The sequence below is a fragment of the Pseudomonas helmanticensis genome (assembly GCF_900182985.1).
In the GTDB taxonomy this organism is placed as follows: domain Bacteria; phylum Pseudomonadota; class Gammaproteobacteria; order Pseudomonadales; family Pseudomonadaceae; genus Aquipseudomonas; species Aquipseudomonas helmanticensis.
The window spans coordinates 2583647-2605420 of record NZ_FXUY01000001.1; the positions used below are offsets into that span (position 1 = coordinate 2583647).

Here is a 21774-nt window from a genome sequence, read left to right on the forward strand (position 1 = left end):
CTTCCTTGTGTTGTTGAAACCGGATCTTCCATGGGTGCGATGCAAACCGAGGCAGCACGGCCGCCCCGTCTATACACCCGCAGGCAAACAAACGAATAACGGGGTATCGACTGAAGAAATCCAAAGCTTGAGGCTGGCGGGAGAAATCTCTGCTGATCGATGTAAGTACGTATTTCAAGGTACAAAAAAAGGCGACCCGAAAAGGTCGCCTTTTTTGATACGTCGCAAGCCGATCAGTCGGCCAGCCAGCCGTATTCCCAGTAGCGCAGGTTATCGCCGCGCAGCACGTAATCGCGCAGCACCACCTCCCGCAAATCATCCCCCATGCGATAGCTGGCATCCGGGTCAGACAGGTGCATGCGAATTGCCTGCAACCATTCATCCGTGGTGTTGGTCTTGACGCGAGTGCACGGCAGGTAGCCGCGATACGCTTCGGTGTCGGTACAAACCACCGGATAACCACAAGCACCGTACTCAAGCAGGCGCAGGTTGCTCTTGCAGTCGTTGAATATGTGGAACTCAAGCGGTGCCAGCGCCAGGTCAAGGTTGAGGCTTGCCAGTTTCGCCGGATACACGTCGAGCGGGATCACCCCATGGAACTCGTGCATGTATGGCCGCAGATCATCCGGGCACATGCCAAAAAATACCCAGTCGACCTCATTGGCCAGTTCGCGGACGACATCCGCGATTACCGCCAGGTCACCGTGATGACTGGTGCCTCCACCCCAGCCAACTCGCGGCTTTTTCGAGGTACGACGCTGACTGCGCAAGTTGCTCCACAAATCTTTGGCCAACATGTTCGGCACGACACGAATGTCGTGATGCATGTCCGACAGGACGTTGGCCAGCGGCTGAGTGGATACGACCACGCGATCACACAGCCCGATTGCGCGACGCACCATGCGCTCCATGTCCTGCTTGCTCGGCATGTTGCGGATGTGCGCATTGCGATGCGGGACGTCGATGACATAGTCATCGAGTTCGTAGATCCGCCGCGCACTGAAGTATTTTTTCAGCGGTGGAATTTCATCGATGGCGAGTTCCGAATAACGGCCTTGCAGAACAATCACATCGGGGGACTGGCGCTCGATATCAATGATCGATGGCAAACCGTAGCAAATGCGCCCTTCAATTCTGTTTGCCGCCTCCAACTCGATCATCGGCTGGCTCATGCGGTAATGACCAATGGCCGATGCATTGATTGGCACGACCAGTACATTGGGCAGCCGCGCCTTGGAAAATGGACTCCAACCGGTACGCAGACCCGGCTCAATACTGAAGCAGGTTGCACCAACACCCTGTAATGCCAGGTTGACGTTATAGGCTGGATCACGCGCTATAAGTGGCAGCCAGCGCTGGTAAAACGTGTCCAGCTCCTCGACGTGCACTTGCTCTTCTTCCTGCGTCGCCGCCGAGCCAGGCCGCGCCCCTACTGCAAGCGTGGCATAGGGATTCCATACCACCAAATAACCTTCCTGGCCGACTCGCAGACATAGATCCGCGATATTGAGCGATTGTTTCAGGTGCTGCTCGTCGAGTTTCCCGACAGCCTCGAAGACCGTCTTGCGGACCATCAGGCAGTCACCGCCCACTGCGCTCAGATCATGTACCGCCTGCAGGCGGAACATGTAGCCGTCAGACTGCATCGGCTGACCATAAAATGGCAGTCCCACCGGCCCTTGCAACCCAAGAATCAGACCGGCGTGCAGCACACATCCATCCGGGTTGAACAACCTCGCACCCACCACTCCGACCTCAGGGCGCTGCGCATGATTGAGCAGTTCGTCCAGCCAGTCCGCCCGGGTGATCACCGCAAAAGTATTAAGCATCACCACATATTCGCCGCGTGCGTGGCCTACCGCAAAATTGTACAAGGCCGCCGCATTACCCTTTTGCGGGAAGCTCAAAACGCGAATCCGGTCGCCGCCCAACTGCGCCATGCCATCCAGCCATGCCAACGCTTCAGCGCTTTCACTGCCATTGTCGACCAACACCAATTCATATTCGGTGTAAGCCGTCTTCTCCAACAGGGTTTCGACACAGCGCTGCAAGGCGGCGGTCTGATCCCGGGCAGTAATAATGACCGAGACCAGCGGCCGCCGGGCATGATGATAGTCGACACGATTGAGCAGCTCAGTGCTACCGCGACGAATCTCGTGGGCAACGCCCAGACGCTGCAAATGCGCTTCGAGCACGCGTGGGTTTTGCTCCACCACGCCGGGTTCGGCCAGCCACGCGGACAGATCGAATTTCGATTCCAGCAACACTTCGGCGATATGACCGATGACCTGTATGCCCTCGCTCTCGACCATGCGCAACAACACATCATGGGGGGCCAGTTCGGCGAACGCAGGATCAAACCCGCCGAGCGCCAGAAACTGCTCGCGCTTGAACGCCAAGGCACGTCCGACATAAGGATAACTGCGCATCAGATCCAGATTGAAATCCGGCTTGAATGCAGGCTCTACCGATTCGCCGCCACGCAGGCTGCCTTCATCGCTGTACAGACACGTCAGCGATGAGAAACGGGCAATTCGCTCGGCCATGACCAACAATGACGGCACTACCGGGCGATCGCCGGCCTGCAACAAGTAGAACCAGTCCGCGCCCTCCAACTGCGGCAACAGTGCGTTGATCTGCTCCAGACCGTCATCCTGCAACGGCATGCGGAACACTCGTCCATCCAGTTGCGCCTCAGTACAGGAAGCGGACAACACCAGAATCAGCTCAGGCAAATAATCCTGGGCAGCCAGCGCTTCCAGCGTGCGTTCGAGACCATCCTGTCTGCCCAACCCATCAATGATGATCGGTACGATTCGGGGTTGGTGCGACCAACCGGCAAGGGTTTCCGGCAGCAACTTGCGCTGCCCTTCAGTGAGCACCCGACACTCCAGCCATTGCGCATAAAGTTCAGCAAAACTGAAGCTGTCGACACCGACCGCCCATTCCTGACGGCTTTGCTTGGAACCCAGAGTTCGGCTCAGGGGAAGCTCTTCCCAAACCCTCGGCGATTCATCAGCCTTGGTCAAGGGAATGTAGCGAACCCATCCCTGTGCAGGCGCGGACTCACCGCTTCGAACCTTGAGCATTTGCGAGATCCACTCTCGCTCGACCTCAACCGCATCCTTCATGCGCTGTTGCGCGCTCAGTCGCTCTGGATAGAGTCGCTCGGCGCTCAGCACATTGTTGGACACCGCCAGATTGCCGCGCCGTAACAGACAGACATACAGGGCAAAATCCAGGGTCGCCACGAAGCAGCAACCCTCTTCAGTCAATGCCGGCAGCAACTCGACGATATCGGCACGCCGGAACAAGGCGTTGCTGAATCCGCCGAGAACGTTGACCGGGAATTTTTCAAATATACCCAGCAGATCGTCACCCTTGAGCAAGCCGCTGTAAGGTGACAAAGAGGTGTTTTCCAGACGCCCGGGCAAGATGATGTCGTTGGCATCCCAGAGCAGTCGCTGGGCCGTCACCAGACTGACCTCCTCGCGCAACATTTCATGGGCCTGCTGCTCGATGCAATTTGAATAGAGCAGGTCATCGTCACACAGAAACTTGATGAATTCGCCCTGCGCCTGACTCAGGCAGACCTTCAAATTGCCGACCATTCCCAGCGTCTGCGGGTTGCGCACATAGCGCACAACCACACCGGTCTGATCGACTACCGCGGCAACGATTTCCTCGATTGCGCTGCCGCGACTGTCATCGCACACAATGATTTCAAGATTGCCATAGCCTTGCCCGACGGCACTGCGCAGGGCCTTCTCGAAATATCGTGGATTGAAGGCAGGAATGACCAGACTGACAAGGGGAAGTGAATTCACGGCAGACTCGCAAGCGGCGGGAGCCCGCCCGGAACAGCGAGCCCTCTGGATACCGCAAAAAAAGACATTAGATACTCAAGAGCCAAAACAAACGGGCGCTTGCGCGCCCGGTTACCGTCAGATCTTGTTGAACAGGCCCAGCTGGCTGATCTTGCTGAATGCCAGTTGCGCCGCTTGCAGCATGGTTTGTTGCAGAGTCAGACGCGTCATGACTTCTGCCGGGTCCGAATCACGGATCGAGCCTTGAGTCGTGGTATTGGCGGTGCTCAGGCTCTGATTGGTGACGGTTTGCATATCCAGCGATTGACCGCGAGCACCGATTGAAGTGACAGCGGCGCCGACCTGATTGGAAGCGCTATCGATGTTACCTAGCCCCGCTTCCATGATGCCCTGGAATTTTTGCTTGGCGACGTCATTGCCATCGATCGGCGCATTCAACGCGGTCACCATCTGACCCAGCGTATCGAGGATATTCTGCGTCTGATGGTTGTTCGACTGGATCGAAAACTGATCACCGGCTGCAGGAGTGTTGCCCAATGCAAAGGTCACGCCCGCAGCGGTTGCGTTACCGCCAGCGACAGTGCCCGAGGACACTGGCTTGCTGTCAGCAGTGACAGGCGCCGCATACAAATCAAAAGCAGTGGCACTGGTGAACTTGAGGACTGCACCGCCCTGCGGGAAGGCGTTGCTGTAAGCCACAGGATCAGTGATGTTCGAACCGGTGATAACGGCGGTCGACGGGTTGCCCGGGCTACGTGCGGTAGTGAACGAGTCAGGCGTGGCCGACAATTGGAAGCTGTGCCCGGCGATCACGGCGTCGGGGTTGGTGTCACCCGCCTTGAGGTTGATGTTCAACTTCATGTCGACACCACGGAAGCTGACCGTCTGGTTGGCACCGCTGCTGTTGCTGATCAAACCATTCTGGGTTGCTTCAGCCGTAACATCATTACCCAGCGCATCGGTGATTTTCAGCTGCGTACTGCTGAGGAAGCTGACGGTGTAAGGCTCGCCGCCGGCAAATTTGGCGTTGTAGGTGGCAGCCGTTCCGACCGTACCGTTGGACAGCACGACACGACCGTCGTCAACCGGTGGAGAGGTCATGGTGGTGTTGGTGCGAGCGGTGTTGATGGTCTGCTGGAACGCGTCCCAGCCGGTAGTGTTGGTACCGACCGACATACCGTCGCCAATGCCCAGATTGATGGTGGTCTGGTCACCGTTGTAACTGTAAGTGCCGTCGTTGTTTTGCGAGTACGGCGCGGTATCGGTTTTCGAACCGGAAAACAGGTAGTTGCCGTCGGCATCCTTGGAGTTCATCAGGCCCAGGACTTGTTGCTGGATCTGCGACAGTTGCGCAGCGTAAGCCTGGCGGTCCTTGTCGGTAAGGTTGCCGTTGTTGGCGGCCAGGGAGATTTCCTTGGCACTCTGCAACGCCGTGGTGATGGAGTCCAGCGTGGTTTCCTGCACCGTCAGCGCACTCTTGGTGCTGCTGATGTTGGTGCTGTACTGATCCAGCATCGCGGCCTGCTGACCCAGTTGCAGCAAACGGCCGGCGCCGACCGGATCGTCGGAAGCGGTGTTGATGCGCGTCAGGCTGCTCGCCTCACTGGCGGTGGCAACGGCCTTGTTGAAGTTACGCTGATAGTCCGAAGCTTGCGTTCCGTAATACTGGGCGGTGGAAATGCGCATGAATTACGACTCCTTAAAGGCTGTTGATCAGCGTGGCGAAAGTTTCCTGCGCAGCTTTGATGATCTGCGAAGACGCTGTGTAGTACTGCTGGTATTTGACCAGGTTGCCGGTCTCTTCATCCAGGTTGACCCCGGACAACGAATCGCGGGCACCTTTGGCGTTATCGAGAATCGCCGAGGTCGCAGCGCTGTCGGACTTGCCTTGGGCGGTCTTGGTGCCGACGTTGGTGACCAGCTTGTTGTAGGCGTCAGTCAGGCTGATGCCCTTGCTCGCCGAACCGGTGTCGACGGTCTGCTTGGTTTGCAGGCCGACCAGCGCCTGCGCGTTGCGGTTGTCCGAAGACGCCGCACCGGTGAGGTTCATGGTGAAGGTTTCGCCGGACTTCGGCGTGCCGCCGACCGTGGTCTGCACGGTGAAGGTCTTCTGCACGTTCGGCGTGACGGTCGTGTCCATCACCGGGTTGCCGCTGGCATCGACGATGCCGACTTTGAGGTTCAGCGTGTTCGCCTGACCGGGAACGATGGTGCCGCTGCCGATGGTCGCGCCCTTGGCATCCACCAGGTTGTAAGACTGGCTACCGCCACTGGCCGCACCGAACACCAGTTTGACTGGCGTCGAATTCTTCAGCGCCGCCTGCATGTCTGCCTGGGCGGTCGGGTTGTAGATATTGATGCTGTCGCTGAGTGTCGGCTGAGTGTAAGTCCCCAGGCCGGCAGCGCTGGCCACACCGGTCAAGGGACCGGCCGCAGCGATTTTCTTCGGGTCGCTGAGAACGGTCTGGATGCTCGCCGCCGCGTTGCGGGTCGGCGTCACCTTGAAGCTGTCACCGGCGCTCAACGCACCGCCATTGAGCGACAGAGTGAAGCCGTCGATCACCGGTGGCGGGTTGGTGGTGGTGCTGAACGCGCCCAGGTCGGTGCCGTCGGACCGCTTGACAGTGTAGTCGGTGGCGCTGGTGAACGTGACTTGATAATCACTGGTGGTCAGCTTGCCGGTGTCCTTGATGGTGACATCAAGGTTGCCCGAACCGGTGCTGTTGCCCGACGCCGCGATGCTGCGCTGGCTGACCAGTGCAGCACTGTTGATGTTGTTGAACAGCGCCGCGCCGAAGTCACCGTTCTTGTCGATGCCTTGCGCTTGCTGGCTGTTGATCTGATCAGCCACCACCAGTGCAACACGACCCAGCTCATTGAGCGAAGGGTCGAGGACTTCTTTGCGATACGTCAGCAGACCGCCCATTTCGCCACCGCTCATCACCGAAGTGATGTCGAGGGTGCTCGAACCGCGGTCCATCTGAATGCCCATGCGCGACGGATCGTCTTTGAGCGGCACGGTGCTCAGGGTGTTGGTGGTGTTGCCGATCACCAGCGGCTGACCGCTGCCGACGTAGATGTCGAAGCTGGTACCGCGCTCGACGACCTGCGCACCGGTCAGCTCGGACAGTTGGCGCACGGCTTCGTTACGGCTGTCGAGCAGATCGTTCGGCGCACCGCCACTGGTGGAAATCTCGCCGATCTTCTGGTTCAGCGTGGCAATCGAACTGGCCAGCTTGTTGACCTGGGCGGCCATGTCACCAAGACTGCCGTTGATGCTGGTGTTCTGGTCGTTGAGCTGCTTGGCGAGGGTGTTGAAGCGGTTGGTCAAAGCCTGCGCGCCGGTCAGCACCGATTGACGGGAAGTGTCATCGGTGGCCGAGGTCGAAACGCCCTGCATCGAGGTGAAGAATTTTTGCAGCACACCGGTCAGGCCGGTATTGGTATCGGACAGCATCGAGTCCAGCGGCGTGGCCTGTGCCAGATAGGCCGCCGACTCGCTGTCGAGCGAGGTCGCGGTGTGCAACTGGCTTTCCAGGTACGAGTTGTAGACCCGGCGCACGTCGGCCAGGGTCGTGCCCGTGCCGATGAAGACGTTACCGAACTGCTGCGAGGATTTGGTCCCCTGCACGGTTTGCTGACGCGAATAACCGGCGGTGTCGACGTTGGCAATGTTGTTGCCTGTCGTAGCCAAAGAGGACTGGCTGGCCGACAGTCCCGACATCCCGATATTGAGCAAACTCATGGTTCAGACCTTATACCTTGTGCCTTATAAAGGCGTGGTGGATACACCCGCCGCAGCGTAGTTTTGGAAACTGTTCATCTGCTTGGCTATCTGCGAAATCTTTGTCGCGTAGTTCGGGTCGGTGGCGTAACCGGCCTTCTGCAACTCGCGTACAAACTGTTCTGGGTTATCGGCAGACTTCACGACATCTTGATAGCGATTATTGGTCTGCAGCAAAGTCACCAGATCGTGGAAGCTGTCCTTGTAGGAAGCATAGGAACGGAACTCCGCCGTCTCCTTGACCATCTGCCCGTCGCGGAATTCGCTGGTGATCGCCCGGGCCGAATCGCCCTTCCAGTTGCTGCTCGCCTTGATGCCAAACAGGTTGTGGCTGCTGCTGCCATCCTGGGCGCGCATGACCGATTTGCCCCAACCGGTTTCCAGTGCCGCCTGTGCGACCAGATAACGCGGATCGACGCCGATACGGTCGGCGGCTTCCTTGGCCATCGGCAACATGGTGTTGACGAACTCGTCGGCGGAACTGAAGGCTTTCTTCGCCGGCGCCAACGGGATCTGCGCCATCGCACGGCCGTAAATCTGCATCTGCCCGCCGGTGGCTTTATCGCTTTCGGCACGGGCCAGCCAGTCGCCGTTGTACAACGGGCCTGCGCCAGTAGCGACGGCGGTGGTGGCGCGTGGCAGCACGGTATTCGATGCCGGCGTGGCATTCGTCGTGGCCGACGGCACCAGACCTGCGAGCAGACGATCAGCCAGTTTCGGCGGCAAGGCCAGACGACGCTTGTTGATCATCGCCATGTCATTGCTGTGCGAAATGCCTGCGGTGTTCGACACACGCCCGGAACGCGAAGCCCACAACGGACGCTCGCCATTGACCCGCGACAACGGACCGTTGGTGGCGGTGGTGCCAGCAGCAACCGGCGTGGCCACCGCAGCGACTTTGGCCCGAGCTTCTTCCTGCTTGGCGGCGGACGCGGCGGCAGCCTCACCCGGCGCCATCGGTTTGTTCTTCTGCATCTGGCGCAACAGCACGTCAGCCAGGCCGATACCACCGCCCTCGCGGGACATGGAAACGGCCAGTTGCTGATCGGACATTTCCTGATATTGCTTGGCCGCCGGGGTGTTGAGCGGATTGTCCTGACCCAGCGTTTCGGTGGCCGAACGCATCGATTTGAGCATTTCACCAATGAACAGCGACTCGAATTCCTGCGCCACCTTGCGCATGTTGCCGTCGCTGTTCTTGTCGCCGACTTTCAGCTTATTCAGGCGATTGAGGTCGGAGTACGAACCCGAATCGGCGTTGCTGACCAGACTGCCTTTGCGCATATCCATGATGGCCGTCCTCAGATCACGATCAGGTCGGCTTGCAACGCGCCGGCCTGTTTCAGTGCTTCGAGGATCGCCATCAAGTCACCCGGCGCCGCGCCGACCTGGTTCACCGCACGGACGATCTCGTCGAGGGTGGTGCCCGGGCCGAACTTGAACATCGGTTTGGCTTCTTGCTCGGCGTTGACGCGCGAACGCGGCACCACCGCAGTCTGGCCGTTGGACAACGGGCCAGGCTGGCTGACAATCGGGTCTTCGGTGATGGTCACGGTCAGGCTGCCGTGGGTCACGGCGGCCGGCGAAACCTTGACGTTCTGGCCGATGACGATGGTCCCGGTACGCGAGTTGATGATGACTTTCGCCACCGCCTGACCCGGGTCGACTTCGAGATTTTCGAGGATCGACAAGTAGTCGACGCGCTGGCTCGGATCGAGCGGCGCAGTCACTCGGATCGAGCCGCCGTCGATGGCTTGTGCAACACCAGGGCCGAGCATGTCGTTGATCTTGTCGACGATGCGCTTGGCGGTGGTGAAGTCGGAGCGGTTGAGGTTCAGCGTCAGGCTGTTGCCCTGGTTGAAACCACTCGGCACCGAACGCTCCACCGACGCACCACCCGGGATGCGACCGGCCGACGGAACGTTGACGGTGATCTTCGAACCGTCGCGACCTTCGGCATCGAAACCACCGACTACCAGGTTGCCCTGAGCGATGGCGTAGACGTTGCCGTCGATACCTTTGAGCGGGGTCAGCAACAAGGTGCCGCCGCGCAGGCTCTTGGAGTTACCGATCGAAGACACCGTAATGTCGACCTGCTGACCCGGCTTGGCGAACGCTGGCAGATCGGCACTCACCGACACCGCCGCGACGTTCTTCAACTGCACGTTGCCCGAACCCGGCGGCACTTTGATGCCGAACTGCGAGAGCATGTTGTTGAAGGTCTGCAGGGTGAACGGGGTCTGCGTGGTCTGGTCACCGGTGCCGTTAAGCCCGACGACCAGGCCGTAACCGATCAACTGGTTGGAACGCACGCCGGAAATGCTGGCGATATCTTTCAGCCGCTCGGCGTGGGCACCAAAGGCTGCGGACATCACGGCCGCCGCCAGCATGAAGCTTTTCAGATTCAACGTAGCCACCTAGAAAGGGAACAGCGGGCTGAGGAAGAAACGGTCGAACCAGCCTGGCTGACTCGCATCGGCGAACGAGCCGGTGCCCGAGTAGGTGATGCGTGCATCGGCGACGCGGGTCGACGACACGGTGTTGTCGGTGGCGATGTCATCGGCACGCACCAGACCGGCAATGCGCACCAGTTCATCACCGGTGTTGAGGGTCATCCACTTCTCGCCGCGCACGGCGATGATGCCGTTGGGCAGCACATCGGCAACGGTCACTGTGACCGAACCGGTCAGGGTGTTGCCCTGCGCAGCCTTGCTGTCGCCTTTGGTCGCGCGGTCGCCGCTGTAACCGACGTCCAGGCTCAGATCGTTGCCACCCAACGGATTGTTGGTGACGCCGCTACCGCCGAACAGCGAGGTCAGACCGATGCCGGTCTTGCTGTTCTTGGCCACTTGCGAGTTGGCGTTCTTGCTCGCCTGAGTCTTCTCGTTCAGGGTGATGGTGATGATGTCACCGACCCGGAATGCCTTGCGGTCGCTGTACAGGTTCTGCTCGAACCCGGCCTGATAGATCGAGCCGTTGTTGGCCGCCGCCGGCAACGGCGTGCGCGGCAACACCGGAGCGTAGTAAGGGTCATTGGGCTTGGGCGTCGGTGCGACGCAGCCCGCGAGCGAGACGACCCCACCCAATGCCAGAACAGATACGAAGCGTTTCATGACCCTTACCTCACGGTGTTGCAGGCGACCTCATGGTCGCCTCATAGACTTGATTACAGATTCTGCGTTACGAACGAGAGCATCTGGTCGGCGGTGGAGATCACCTTGGAGTTCATCTCGTAAGCGCGCTGAGTGGTGATCATGTTGACCATCTCTTCAACGGTGCTGACGTTGGAACCTTCCAGGGTGTTCTGCAGCGTGGTGCCGAAACCGTTCAGGCCCGGAGTACCGATTTGCGGTGCGCCGGAAGCAGCGGTTTCCAGGAACAGGTTGTTGCCTACCGCTTGCAGACCGGCCGGGTTGATGAAGTCGGCGGTTTGCAGGTTGCCGATCACTTGCGCAGCCGGGTTGCCCGGAACCGTGATCGACACGGTGCCGTCGGTACCGACGGTGAAGCTCTGCGCGTTGTTCGGAATGACGATCGCAGGCTCCAGGGCGAAACCGCTGGCGTTGACGATCTGGCCATTGGAGTCGAGGTGGAAAGTACCGTCACGGGTGTAGGACGTGGTGCCGTCCGGCTGCAGGATCTGGAAGAAACCGCGACCGTCGACCGCCAGGTCCAGCGGCTGCTCGGTGGTTTGCAGGCTACCAGCGGTGAAGTTTTTCTGCGTGCCGACAATGCGCACACCGGTACCCAGTTGCAGACCCGACGGCAATTCGCTGTCCTGGGTCGACTGAGCACCTGGCTGACGCTTGATCTGATACAGCAGGTCCTGGAACTCGGCGCGGTCACGTTTGAAACCCGTGGTCGAGACGTTTGCCAGGTTGTTGGAAATGGTGGTCAGGTTGGTGTCCTGGGCGGACAGACCGGTTTTGGCAACCCATAGAGCCGGAAGCATTCAATTCTCCTCGTGCGCCTGTTTTACGGCGCGACGTTCTGATAATTAGCTGATCTGCAAGACCCGAGCCATGGCCTGGTCGTCGTCTTTGGCGGTGTTCATCATTTTGATGTGCAACTCGAACTGCTTGGCCAGAGCCAGCACCGAGGTCATCTCTTCGACGGCGTTGACGTTGCTCGACTCAAGGAAGCCCGACACCAGTTTGACGTTGGCATCGGCCGGCGCAGGCTGGCCATCCTTGGTGTAGATCGAGCCGTCGAGGCCCTTGTTCATGTTCTTGATGTCCGGATTGACCAGCTTGATCCGGTCGACTTCCGCCATGACGCGCGGGCCTTCGCCCATCGCCCGAATACTGATGGTGCCGTCTTCACCGACTTCGACTTGCTGCTCGGGCGGCACGGCAATCGGCCCGCCATTGCCCATCACGGCCATGCCGTTGCCGGCGCGCAATACGCCGAGGGCATCGATATTCAGGCTGCCGGTGCGCACGTAGCTTTCGCCACCGTTCGGGTTCTGCACGGCAATGAAACCGTTGCCGGTCACGGCGACGTCGAGGTCACGCCCGGTCTCGACCAGGGAGCCCGGCGAGAAATCAGTGGCAGGCCGTTCGCTCATGGCAAACGCACGCGCCGGAAAGCTGTCACCAAACACCGGCATCGAACGGGCCTGTTCCAGGTCCTTCTGAAAACCGTTGGTGGAGATGTTCGCCAGGTTGTTGGCATGCGCCTTTTGCGCCAGCGCATTCTGGCTGGCACCGGTCATTGCCACATAAAGGTACTTGTCCACACTCTTTCCTCTGCATGCCGGACGTTTGCCGCCCACCGCTGTACTGCTGAGCCATAAGCAATTTGCAGACCAACTTTTTTCTGGCGGCGCGAAGCCCGGTAAACAAAGGACTTGGGGGAGATTGCGAGGATTGGAGAAATGTATCGAAGTCGAAAAACCGGCGGTGTTATGCCGGTAAGTGGCAAGTGCCGGCCATCACGACCAACAATGATCTGTGGCGAGGGGATTTATCCCCGTTGGGTGGCGAAGCCGCCCCAAATCCATTCAATGCGGTGTATCAGCTCGACCGCATTCAAAGGCTTGGCGACTGCTGCGCAGCCGAACGGGGATAAATCCCCTCGCCACAACAGCCCGCTCACAACAAAAGCTCTACTTAGCTTTCGGGGTCTTTGCCCACTTCATATTCACGCAGCTTGTTGGCAATCGTCGTGTGCGAAACCCCCAGTCGCTTGCCCAGTTGTCGGCTGCTCGGGTGTTCGGAATACAACCGCTCCAGCACGGCTTTCTCGAAGCGTCCGACGATCTCGTCCAGCCCGCCTTCCAGCGAGAAATCGCCAAGCGGCTGACGCACGCCGTAATCCGGCAGCCGAATGTGCTCGGCCTTGACCGTGCCGCCATCGCACAGCGAAACCGCCTGGAACAGCACGTTCTCCAACTGCCGCACATTGCCCGGCCAGTGGTAATGACTGAGCCGATCCATTGCTGCCGGTGCCAGTTTTGGCAATGCGCAACCGATCTGCCGACTGGCCTGATCAAGGAAGTGTTCAACCAGCGGCGTCAAACCGTCGAGGCATTCGCGCAGGGGCGGAATGTGTAGCGAAAGCACGTTCAAGCGGTGATACAAATCCTGGCGAAACTCGCCACGTGCGCACAGCTCGGACAAGTCGACCTGGGTGGCACAGATCACCCGCACGTCGAGGTAAACTTCTTCATCGCTGCCAACGCGACGGAAGCAACCGTCCTGGAGAAAGCGCAGCAGTTTCACTTGCAAGCGCGGGCTCATTTCACCGACGCCATCGAGGAACAGCGTGCCGCCGGCGGTCAATTCGAGCAGCCCGAGCTTGCCTTCCGCACGCGCGCCTTCAAAGGCGCCCGGGCCGTAGCCGAACAGCTCGGTTTCGGCCATCGATTCCGGCAGACCGGCGCAGTTCAGCGCCATCAACGGCGACTGCCCACGCGGGCTGGCGAGGTGGCAGGCGCGCGCGAGCAATTCCTTGCCGGTGCCGGTTTCGCCTTCTATCAATAACGGCGCATCGAGCGGTGCCATGCGCCTTGCTTCGCGCACGACAGCGGCCATGACTTTCGAACTCTGGAAGATGCTGTCGAATCCACGCAACTCTTGCTTGCGCACGTTGTAGATACGTTCGCCGACGCGATCTGCACGGTGCAAGGTCAACACCGCACCGGCCATGGCCTCGCTGTCATCGTGTTCGGATTGCAGCGGCGCGATGTCGGCGAGAAACACGTCGCCCTTGACCTTCACGCGCATGCCGTTGATGCGCGATTTATTGGCGCGCACCAGCTCCGGCAAATCAAAGTCTTCGGCGTAACGCGACAGCGGAATGCCCGGCACCTCATCCACGCGCACGCCGAGCAACTGCGCCGCCGCGCGGTTGGCCGCGACGATCGAACCGCCCATGTCGATCGACAGCACCGGAAACTCCAGTGCACCGAGCAAGGCGTTCAACTCCATGTGCCGGCGCTCGCTCGGCATCAGCCCTACCCGCTTGACGCCGAACACCCCGGCAATCGCCTCGAACTTCGGCCGCAACGCCTGGAACTGGATGTTGATCAGGTTCGGACAGTGCAGATAGATCGCATTGCCGTGCTCACCACCGACCTCGCCACGGGCGACGTTGATCCCGTATTCGACGAGCAGGTTGAGGATGTCGCGCAGGATGCCGATGCGGTTCTGGCAGTGGACTTTGATGCGCATATAAATCGCCCGAATAAACGCTGAGAAACCTGTAGGAGTGAGCCTGCTCGCGATGGCTGTCGGCCAGTTGATATTGATGGCGACTGATACACCGCTATCGCGAGCAGGCTCACTCCTACAAGGGAACGGCGCCAGACTTTTCTGTCGAGGCGCGCAGATAGTTGTCAAGATTATGTGACAGTCACAGCGCTTTTCAAACCTTCCAGTCACCGTAAATGCGAGATATTGGTCAAAGCGTAACGAATAGTTTACGAAATCCACCGATTTTTCCTACGCGAGCGCGTCACCACCTACTGCACACCACTCCACTCTCAGGTAATTCTGACCCCATCGCTGGACATAACAAGAACGAATTCCCCTAGCAGGAGAGCAGTATGAAGCAGACGCAATACGTGGCCCGCGAGCCCGATGCGCAAGGTTTTATCGACTACCCCGCCGAAGAACACGCGGTGTGGAACACGCTGATCACTCGCCAGTTGAAAGTGATCGAAGGGCGTGCCTGCCAGGAGTACCTGGACGGTATCGAAAAACTCGGTCTGCCCCACGACCGCATTCCGCAGCTCGGCGAGATCAACAAGGTGCTCGGCGAAACCACCGGTTGGCAGGTCGCCCGTGTGCCGGCGCTGATTCCCTTCCAGACTTTTTTCGAACTGCTCGCCAGCAAGCAATTCCCGGTGGCGACGTTCATACGTACCCGCGAAGAGCTCGACTATCTGCAAGAGCCGGACATTTTCCACGAGATCTTTGGCCACTGTCCGCTGCTGACCAATCCGTGGTTCGCCGAATTCACCCACACCTACGGCAAGCTCGGCCTGCAGGCGACCAAGGAAGAACGCGTGTACCTGGCGCGGCTGTACTGGATGACCATCGAATTCGGCCTGGTCGACACCCCGCAAGGCAAACGCATCTACGGCGGCGGCATTCTGTCTTCGCCAAAAGAAACCGTTTATTCGCTGTCGAACGAGCCTGAGCATCAAGCTTTCAACCCGCTCGAAGCGATGCGCACGCCTTACCGCATCGACATCCTGCAACCGCTGTACTTTGTCCTGCCGAACCTCAAGCGCCTGTTCGACGTTGCTCATGAAGACATCATGGCCATGGTCAAACAAGGCATGCAGCTGGGTCTGCACGCGCCAAAATTTCCGCCCAAGCCGAAAGCGGCCTGAGCAGAACCCGCTCGCGACTTGCGTGCAAAGATAGTAATTTCCAACAAGAATCGAATTCAGGAACAGACCATGTCGACATTGAACCAAGCCCACTGCGAAGCCTGCCGCGCCGATGCGCCACAAGTCAGCGACGAAGAACTGCCGATCCTGATCAAGCAGATCCCTGACTGGAACATCGAAGTTCGCGACAGCATCATGCAGCTGGAGAAAGTTTTCCTGTTCAAGAACTTCAAGCACGCGCTGGCTTTCACCAACGCTGTCGGTGAAATCTCCGAGGCCGAAGGTCATCACCCGGGCCTGCTGACCGAGTGGGGCAAAGTCACCGTGACCTGGTGGAGCCACTCGATCAAAGGCCTGCACCGCAACGACTTCATCATGGCCGCGCGCACTGACGAAGTGGCCAAGACCGCAGAAGGACGCAAGTAATGCACTTCGACGCCATCGGCCGGGTCCCCGGCGACCCGATCCTCGGTTTGATGGAGGCGTATGCGCAGGACAGCAACCCGCGCAAATTTGACCTCGGCGTTGGCGTCTACAAAGATGCCCAGGGCCTGACGCCAATCCCGGAGGCGGTGAAAATCGCCGAGGCGCGACTGGTCGAAAGCCAGGACACCAAGACCTACATCGGTGGCCACGGTAATCCGCTGTTCGGCAAAGTCATCAACGAGCTGGTGCTTGGCGCCGACTCGAAACTGATCGCCGAACAACGTGCCGGCGCCACCCAGACCCCGGGTGGAACCGGTGCGTTGCGTCTGGCGGCCGACTTCATCGCCCAGTGCCTGCCAGGCAAAGGCGTATGGTTGAGCAACCCGACCTGGCCAATTCACGAAACCATTTTCGCCGCAGCCGGCGTCAAGGTCAGTCACTACCCTTACGTGGGCAGTGACAACCGCCTCGACGTCGAAGCCATGCTCGCCGTACTCAACGACGTGCCGAAAGGCGATGTGGTGCTGCTGCATGCGTGCTGCCACAACCCGACCGGTTTCGACCTGAACCACGACGACTGGCAGCGCGTGCTCGACGTGGTGCGCAGCCGCAACCTGCTGCCGCTGATCGACTTTGCCTACCAGGGTTTTGGTGATGGTCTGGAACAGGATGCATGGTCGACCCGCTTGTTCGCGGCCGAGGTGCCTGAGCTGCTGATCACCAGTTCCTGCTCGAAGAACTTCGGCCTGTATCGCGACCGCACCGGTGCGCTGATCGTCTGCGCAAAAAGCGCCGAGAAGCTCATCGACATCCGCAGCCAACTGGCCAATATCGCCCGCAACCTGTGGTCGACGCCGCCGGATCACGGCGCTGCGGTGGTCGCGACCATTCTCGCTGATCCAGAGCTGAAAGCCCGTTGGGCCGATGAAGTGGAAGCCATGCGCCTGCGCATTGCGCAATTGCGCAGCGGCCTGGTCGAAGCGCTGGAACCGCATGGCCTGCGTGAGCGTTTTGCGCACATCGGCGTGCAACGCGGGATGTTCTCCTACACCGGGCTGTCGCCGGAGCAAGTGAAACAACTGCGCGAGCAGCACAGCGTGTACATGGTCAGCTCGGGCCGGGCCAATGTCGCCGGTATCGACGCCACACGCCTCGCGCTGCTGGCTCAGGCTATCGCTGACGTCAGCAAGTAACACCGCAATACCCTGCGGCAGCTCCTACATGCTTTTGATCGTTCCCACGCTCCGCGTGGGAATGCAGGCAGGGACGCTCTGCGTCCCAATAGCGGACGCAGAGCGTCCATTGAGGCGTTCCCACGCAGAGCGTGGGAACGATCAATCACCGCAGTTCTTGCGCCCCCTGCGGCCATCTGTCGCATTAATTTGAATTAAAAGTCTGATTGTCATTTTTCCTGCTGTATCCTGCGCAGGCTTTCCAAAAGCGCGGATCTACCAGATCTATCAACAGACTTAGCGAGGAGCGCAACCATGCACGAGATTCCTAATCTCCCCTTCCCAAGCCTGCACGAACCTGAGCAGACGACCACGCAACAAGCCGGTGCGGGGCAGCCCGAACCGAAAGAAGCCGTTGAGAGCCGTCCGGCCGACAACGAAGAGTAAGACCCCGTCGTACAGACCGTGTGGAAAGCGCTAACATGCGCTTTCCACACCGCCTGACCCCGAGCCCCGCCATGACCGACGAATTCTCTGAAAACCAAGCTGCCGTACTGATCGGCGCCACCGAGAAAATGATCGAGATCTGGAACCGCCTCTCCCCCGAGAAACAAGCCGCCCTGCTCGCTCGCTTCGGCAGCGAAGAAAATGCCCTTGCCGCTCTGGTCACCACACAGCTGGTTGCACCGGCCAAGACCTGATGCCGTCAGCGGGCAAATAGTTTTACTTTTCCCGCCGCAGGCGCTTCCACGCCGGTATCATAAGCAGCCTATCTAATCTGCCGCTCCCGTGGATCGTTACCCATGTCGTTCTCCAAGTCAGAGCCCCAGCGCCCCCTGGCGGTCACGCTGCAAGTCGTCTCCATCGTCCTCTTCACCTTTATCGGTTATCTGAACATCGGCATTCCGCTCGCGGTGCTGCCGGGTTATGTCCACAGCGATCTGGGTTTTGGCGCCGTCATCGCCGGGCTGGTGATCAGCGTGCAATACCTCGCCACCCTGCTCAGCCGCCCGTACGCCGGCAAGATCATCGATAACAAGGGCAGCAAGCTGGCGGTGATGTACGGCCTCGCCGGTTGCGGTTTGAGTGGCGTGTTCATGTTGATTTCAGCGTGGACACCGCACATGCCGATGCTCAGTCTGATCAGTTTGCTGATCGGTCGACTGGTACTGGGCAGCGCCGAAAGCCTTGTCGGTTCCGGTTCGATTGGCTGGGGCATCGGTCGCGTTGGCGCGGCAAACACCGCCAAGGTGATTTCCTGGAACGGCATTGCCAGCTATGGCGCGCTGGCGATCGGCGCACCGTTTGGCGTGTGGCTGGTCGGTCAGTTGGGTTTGTGGAGCATGGGCGTCAGCATCATCCTGCTGGCCATTATCGGCTTGTTGCTGGCCTGGCCGAAAACCGCCGCGCCAATCGTCGTCGGCGAACGCCTGCCGTTCATGCACGTACTCGGGCGCGTGTTCCCGCACGGCTGCGGTCTGGCGTTGGGCTCGATCGGTTTTGGCACCATCGCCACCTTCATCACCCTGTATTACGCGACCCAGCATTGGGACAATGCGGTGCTGTGCCTGAGCCTGTTCGGCGCCAGCTTCATCGGCGCGCGACTGCTGTTCGGCAACCTGATCAACCGTCTCGGCGGCTTCCGTGTGGCGATTGTCTGTCTGTCGGTGGAGACGCTGGGCTTGCTGCTTTTATGGCTGGCACCGGACGCGCATTGGGCCTTGGCTGGCGCGGCATTGAGCGGTTTCGGTTTCTCGCTGGTGTTCCCGGCGCTGGGCGTGGAAGCGGTGAATCTGGTGCCGGCCTCCAGCCGTGGCGCAGCGGTCGGCGCCTATTCGCTGTTCATCGATTTGTCGCTGGGGATCACCGGGCCATTGGCCGGGGCGATTGCGGCAGGCTTCGGTTTTGCCTCGATCTTCCTCTTCGCCGCCATCGCCGCGCTGAGCGGATTGGCGTTGAGCGTCTATCTGTACAAGCACAGCGCGAAATACCGGGAAGACTAGAAATCCACCTTGCCGCGCCCGGCCTTGATGCTGCCGCGCTTGGTCTTCGATTCGAGCCGGCGCTTCTTTGAGCCGAGGGTCGGTTTGGTCGGGCGACGCTTCTTTTCGACTTTGGTGGCGCTGAGGATCAGCTCGACCAGACGCTCCAGCGCATCGGCACGGTTGGCTTCCTGCGTGCGATATTGCTGGGCTTTGATGATCAACACGCCATCGCTGGTGATGCGACTGTCGCGCAGCGCCAGCAGCCGTTCCTTGTAGAACTCGGGCAAGGACGAGGCCGGAATGTCGAAGCGCAGGTGCATGGCACTGGAGACCTTGTTGACGTTCTGCCCACCGGCGCCCTGGGCGCGGATGGCCGTCAATTCGATCTCGGCATCCGGCAGATGCACGTTGTTGGAAATCACCAGCATGGAAAAGCGTCCGTATTCAGAGCGTGCAGGATACGCCATGAACCCTGTAGGAACTGCCGCAGGCTGCGATCTTTTGATCTTGCTGGTTAAAAGATCAAAAGATCGCAGCCTGCGGCAGCTCCTACAGGGGAATGTGCAGAAATGACAAACCCGGCACTTGGCCGGGTTTGTCGTTTCTGCTCGCGCGGTTACTTCGCGGTCGCAGGCACCACAGTCTGGGCACTGCGCTTGTTCTTGATCACGTAGCAGACCCACATGAACACGACCCACACCGGAATCGCGTAAACGGAAATCTTGATACCCGGGATCAGCAGCATCACGCCGAGAATGAACGCGACGAACGCCAGGCAGATGTAGTTGCCGTACGGATACCACAGCGCCTTGAACAGCGGCGTCTGCCTGGTCTTGTTCATGTGCTGGCGGAACTTGAAGTGCGAGAAGCTGATCATCGCCCAGTTGATCACCAGCGTGGCAACCACCAGCGACATCAACAGTTCCAGCGCGCTGTGCGGGATCAGGTAGTTCAGCAGCACGGCAATCAGCGTCACCGCTGCCGAGGCCAGGATCGAACGCACCGGCACACCGCGCTTGTCGATCTTCGCCAGACCTTTCGGCGCATCGCCCTGCTCGGCCATACCCAGCAGCATACGGCTGTTGCAGTAGGTGCCGCTGTTGTACACCGACAGTGCCGCGGTCAGGACCACGAAGTTCAGAATGTGCGCAGCGGTGTTGCTGCCGAGCATCGAGAACACTTGCACGAACGGGCTACCGCTGTACGAATCGCCGGAGGCATTCAGGGTTTCCAGCAAACTGTCCCATGGGGTCAGCGACAGCAGGATCACCAGCGCACCGATGTAGAAAATCAGGATCCGGTAGATCACCTGATTGATCGCTTTCGGGATCACGGTTTTCGGCTTGTCGGCTTCAGCAGCGGTGAAACCGAGCATCTCCAGACCGCCGAAGGAGAACATGATGATCGCCATGGCCATCACCAGACCGCTGACGCCATTGGGGAAGAACCCACCGTGTGCCCAAAGGTTGCTGACCGAGGCCTGCGGGCCGCCGTTGCCGCTGACCAGCAGATAACTGCCGAGCGCGATCATGCCGACAATCGCCACGACCTTGATGATCGCGAACCAGAATTCGGCTTCACCGAAGACTTTGACGTTGGCCAGGTTGATTGCGTTGATCAGCACGAAGAAGGCGGCAGCCGAGACCCAGGTCGGAATGTCCGGCGCCCAGTAGTGGATGTACTTGCCAACCGCGGTCAGCTCTGACATGCCCACCAGAATGTACAGGATCCAGCAGTTCCAGCCCGACAGGAAGCCGGCAAAGCCGCCCCAGTACTTGTGTGCGAAATGGCTGAAGGAACCGGCCACCGGCTCTTCGACAATCATTTCACCCAACTGGCGCATGATCATGAAGGCGATGAAGCCGCAGATGGCATAGCCGAGGATCATCGACGGGCCAGCGGATTTCAGCACCCCGGCCGAGCCGAGGAACAATCCGGTACCGATCGCGCCACCGAGGGCGATCAGTTGAATATGGCGATTTTTCAGGCCGCGTTTCAGCTCGCCTGATTGCGAGGGTTGTCCGCTCATGCAAAAGGTCTCACGCAAGGTTTGATGATGTTCAGTAGACGTTGCTGCAAGGTTGCGATTTCAGGCAGCCCCGATCAAACCCCAGCGCAGGCACCAGGAGTTCAGCTTATTTACAACGGTCATGCGTCACCTGTTTGTTTTTATCTGTGACGAAATCGAACCCGACACGCTTGTGACGCGGCGGAGTGAACAAGGCGGGTAGCCTTGAGATTTGCGCGATTACGCAGAGGGTCACAGTTAAAACGCGGCGCATTGTACACCGCTAACCCCCTGCTGCCAGACCCCGCTGGATCAGCGTGGCGGTTGCCGGGATTGCGAGTGTCCACCACGAGAGACCCGGGCGGCTGCAAAAATTGAGTCAGGCCTTTGCAGGCCATCGACGTGGACGAGGAAAAAACCGTCCCACGGAGAGAGGTGGAGATCAGTCACGGCGTTCATTGCGCCTCCTTCTTGTTATGCACCTGCACGACAGGCATGGGGCGCATCTCACCCTGCAAACGCCCTCGAAACAAGCGCGCCAGAGCTTTGCATCTCCCTCGGCCCTACGGCTTGCGGCAGCTTTTCCTTACAACATCCGAGAGTCGATCAATCCATGGCGTTTTAGCGTGGTTTTCGTAAATATTTCCTTACAATGTGTAACGCAAACTTGCCGATCGAGAAATGTCTGTAGGACGTCTGCAAATTGACGGTAGCTAGCTCACTAACTAAAAG

General features: G+C 59.4%; 17 protein-coding genes. 6 read left to right on the forward strand and 11 right to left on the reverse strand.

Translation table 11 applies throughout. From position 1 onward, the window contains the following. Window positions 1-233: 233 nt before the first annotated feature. The 9 genes from QOL84_RS11455 to QOL84_RS11495 form a co-directional block, all read right to left on the reverse strand. On the reverse strand, window positions 234-3827 hold the full coding sequence (locus QOL84_RS11455; protein WP_283437266.1) for a glycosyltransferase: 3594 nt from the start codon (window positions 3825-3827) through the stop codon (window positions 234-236). A gap of 117 nt (window positions 3828-3944) precedes the next feature. Then, window positions 3945-5513 (reverse strand): flagellar hook-associated protein 3, encoded by a 1569-nt coding sequence (locus QOL84_RS11460; protein WP_283437267.1) that lies wholly within the window; start codon window positions 5511-5513, stop codon window positions 3945-3947. Between the two features lie 13 nt (window positions 5514-5526). Continuing rightward, complete coding sequence (gene flgK, locus QOL84_RS11465; protein ID WP_283437268.1) at window positions 5527-7572, reverse strand: flagellar hook-associated protein FlgK; 2046 nt, start codon at window positions 7570-7572, stop codon at window positions 5527-5529. Between the two features lie 24 nt (window positions 7573-7596). Next, on the reverse strand, window positions 7597-8901 hold the full coding sequence (flgJ, locus tag QOL84_RS11470) for a flagellar assembly peptidoglycan hydrolase FlgJ (RefSeq protein WP_283437269.1): 1305 nt from the start codon (window positions 8899-8901) through the stop codon (window positions 7597-7599). Window positions 8902-8912: 11 nt separating this feature from the next. Further along, the gene (locus tag QOL84_RS11475; protein ID WP_283438649.1) at window positions 8913-10001 is read right to left on the reverse strand and encodes a flagellar basal body P-ring protein FlgI; all 1089 of its coding nucleotides are present in this window, start codon (window positions 9999-10001) and stop codon (window positions 8913-8915) included. Between the two features lie 27 nt (window positions 10002-10028). Continuing rightward, complete coding sequence (flgH, locus tag QOL84_RS11480; protein WP_053118299.1) at window positions 10029-10724, reverse strand: flagellar basal body L-ring protein FlgH; 696 nt, start codon at window positions 10722-10724, stop codon at window positions 10029-10031. 53 nt (window positions 10725-10777) lie between these two features. Beyond that, window positions 10778-11563, reverse strand: coding sequence for a flagellar basal-body rod protein FlgG (flgG, locus tag QOL84_RS11485; protein ID WP_129390828.1), 786 nt, complete (start codon window positions 11561-11563; stop codon window positions 10778-10780). Window positions 11564-11608: 45 nt separating this feature from the next. After that, window positions 11609-12349 carry a flagellar basal body rod protein FlgF gene (locus QOL84_RS11490; RefSeq protein WP_064390829.1) on the reverse strand — a complete coding sequence of 247 codons (741 nt, stop codon included), beginning with the start codon at window positions 12347-12349 and terminating at the stop codon, window positions 11609-11611. Window positions 12350-12722: 373 nt separating this feature from the next. After that, on the reverse strand, window positions 12723-14285 hold the full coding sequence (locus tag QOL84_RS11495; RefSeq protein ID WP_129390825.1) for a sigma-54-dependent transcriptional regulator: 1563 nt from the start codon (window positions 14283-14285) through the stop codon (window positions 12723-12725). A gap of 374 nt (window positions 14286-14659) precedes the next feature. On the opposite strand from QOL84_RS11495, the gene phhA reads away from it, so the two are divergent. The 6 genes from phhA (at window position 14660) to QOL84_RS11525 (ending at window position 19052) form a co-directional block, all read left to right on the forward strand. Then, window positions 14660-15451 (forward strand): phenylalanine 4-monooxygenase, encoded by a 792-nt coding sequence (phhA, locus tag QOL84_RS11500; protein ID WP_283437270.1) that lies wholly within the window; start codon window positions 14660-14662, stop codon window positions 15449-15451. A gap of 69 nt (window positions 15452-15520) precedes the next feature. Next, window positions 15521-15877: a 4a-hydroxytetrahydrobiopterin dehydratase gene (locus QOL84_RS11505; RefSeq protein WP_003222798.1), complete on the forward strand. Its 357-nt coding sequence runs from the start codon at window positions 15521-15523 to the stop codon at window positions 15875-15877. Then, complete coding sequence (locus QOL84_RS11510) at window positions 15877-17070, forward strand: amino acid aminotransferase (protein ID WP_283437271.1); 1194 nt, start codon at window positions 15877-15879, stop codon at window positions 17068-17070. The genes QOL84_RS11505 and QOL84_RS11510 overlap by 1 nt, the downstream gene beginning before the upstream one ends. Before the next feature lie 294 nt (window positions 17071-17364). After that, window positions 17365-17496: a hypothetical protein gene (locus tag QOL84_RS11515; RefSeq protein WP_256661294.1), complete on the forward strand. Its 132-nt coding sequence runs from the start codon at window positions 17365-17367 to the stop codon at window positions 17494-17496. A gap of 71 nt (window positions 17497-17567) precedes the next feature. Further along, window positions 17568-17750: a hypothetical protein gene (locus QOL84_RS11520; RefSeq protein WP_283437272.1), complete on the forward strand. Its 183-nt coding sequence runs from the start codon at window positions 17568-17570 to the stop codon at window positions 17748-17750. Window positions 17751-17852: 102 nt separating this feature from the next. Then, window positions 17853-19052, forward strand: coding sequence for an MFS transporter (locus tag QOL84_RS11525; protein WP_129390814.1), 1200 nt, complete (start codon window positions 17853-17855; stop codon window positions 19050-19052). Here the strand turns inward: QOL84_RS11525 and arfB are convergent. Then, window positions 19049-19462, reverse strand: a complete 414-nt coding sequence (gene arfB / locus QOL84_RS11530) for an alternative ribosome rescue aminoacyl-tRNA hydrolase ArfB (RefSeq protein WP_007920134.1) — start codon at window positions 19460-19462, stop codon at window positions 19049-19051. The genes QOL84_RS11525 and arfB overlap by 4 nt on opposite strands. 188 nt (window positions 19463-19650) lie before the next feature. Beyond that, window positions 19651-21063, reverse strand: a complete 1413-nt coding sequence (locus tag QOL84_RS11535) for an amino acid permease (protein ID WP_283437273.1) — start codon at window positions 21061-21063, stop codon at window positions 19651-19653. Window positions 21064-21774 lie beyond the last annotated feature (711 nt).

What these genes read in the sequence shown, in the direction of transcription:
- arfB (WP_007920134.1), bottom strand. Translation starts at nt 19,462, where the DNA reads ATGCTGGTGATTTCCAACAACGTGCATCTGCCGGATGCCGAGATCGAA.
- QOL84_RS11535 (WP_283437273.1), bottom strand. Translation starts at nt 21,063, where the DNA reads ATGAGCGGACAACCCTCGCAATCAGGCGAGCTGAAACGCGGCCTGAAA.
- flgJ (WP_283437269.1), bottom strand. Translation starts at nt 8,901, where the DNA reads ATGGATATGCGCAAAGGCAGTCTGGTCAGCAACGCCGATTCGGGTTCG.
- QOL84_RS11505 (WP_003222798.1), top strand. Translation starts at nt 15,521, where the DNA reads ATGTCGACATTGAACCAAGCCCACTGCGAAGCCTGCCGCGCCGATGCG.
- flgG (WP_129390828.1), bottom strand. Translation starts at nt 11,563, where the DNA reads ATGCTTCCGGCTCTATGGGTTGCCAAAACCGGTCTGTCCGCCCAGGAC.
- phhA (WP_283437270.1), top strand. Translation starts at nt 14,660, where the DNA reads ATGAAGCAGACGCAATACGTGGCCCGCGAGCCCGATGCGCAAGGTTTT.
- QOL84_RS11495 (WP_129390825.1), bottom strand. Translation starts at nt 14,285, where the DNA reads ATGCGCATCAAAGTCCACTGCCAGAACCGCATCGGCATCCTGCGCGAC.
- QOL84_RS11510 (WP_283437271.1), top strand. Translation starts at nt 15,877, where the DNA reads ATGCACTTCGACGCCATCGGCCGGGTCCCCGGCGACCCGATCCTCGGT.
- QOL84_RS11475 (WP_283438649.1), bottom strand. Translation starts at nt 10,001, where the DNA reads ATGCTGGCGGCGGCCGTGATGTCCGCAGCCTTTGGTGCCCACGCCGAG.
- QOL84_RS11525 (WP_129390814.1), top strand. Translation starts at nt 17,853, where the DNA reads ATGTCGTTCTCCAAGTCAGAGCCCCAGCGCCCCCTGGCGGTCACGCTG.
- QOL84_RS11515 (WP_256661294.1), top strand. Translation starts at nt 17,365, where the DNA reads ATGCACGAGATTCCTAATCTCCCCTTCCCAAGCCTGCACGAACCTGAG.
- QOL84_RS11460 (WP_283437267.1), bottom strand. Translation starts at nt 5,513, where the DNA reads ATGCGCATTTCCACCGCCCAGTATTACGGAACGCAAGCTTCGGACTAT.
- QOL84_RS11520 (WP_283437272.1), top strand. Translation starts at nt 17,568, where the DNA reads ATGACCGACGAATTCTCTGAAAACCAAGCTGCCGTACTGATCGGCGCC.
- flgK (WP_283437268.1), bottom strand. Translation starts at nt 7,572, where the DNA reads ATGAGTTTGCTCAATATCGGGATGTCGGGACTGTCGGCCAGCCAGTCC.
- flgH (WP_053118299.1), bottom strand. Translation starts at nt 10,724, where the DNA reads ATGAAACGCTTCGTATCTGTTCTGGCATTGGGTGGGGTCGTCTCGCTC.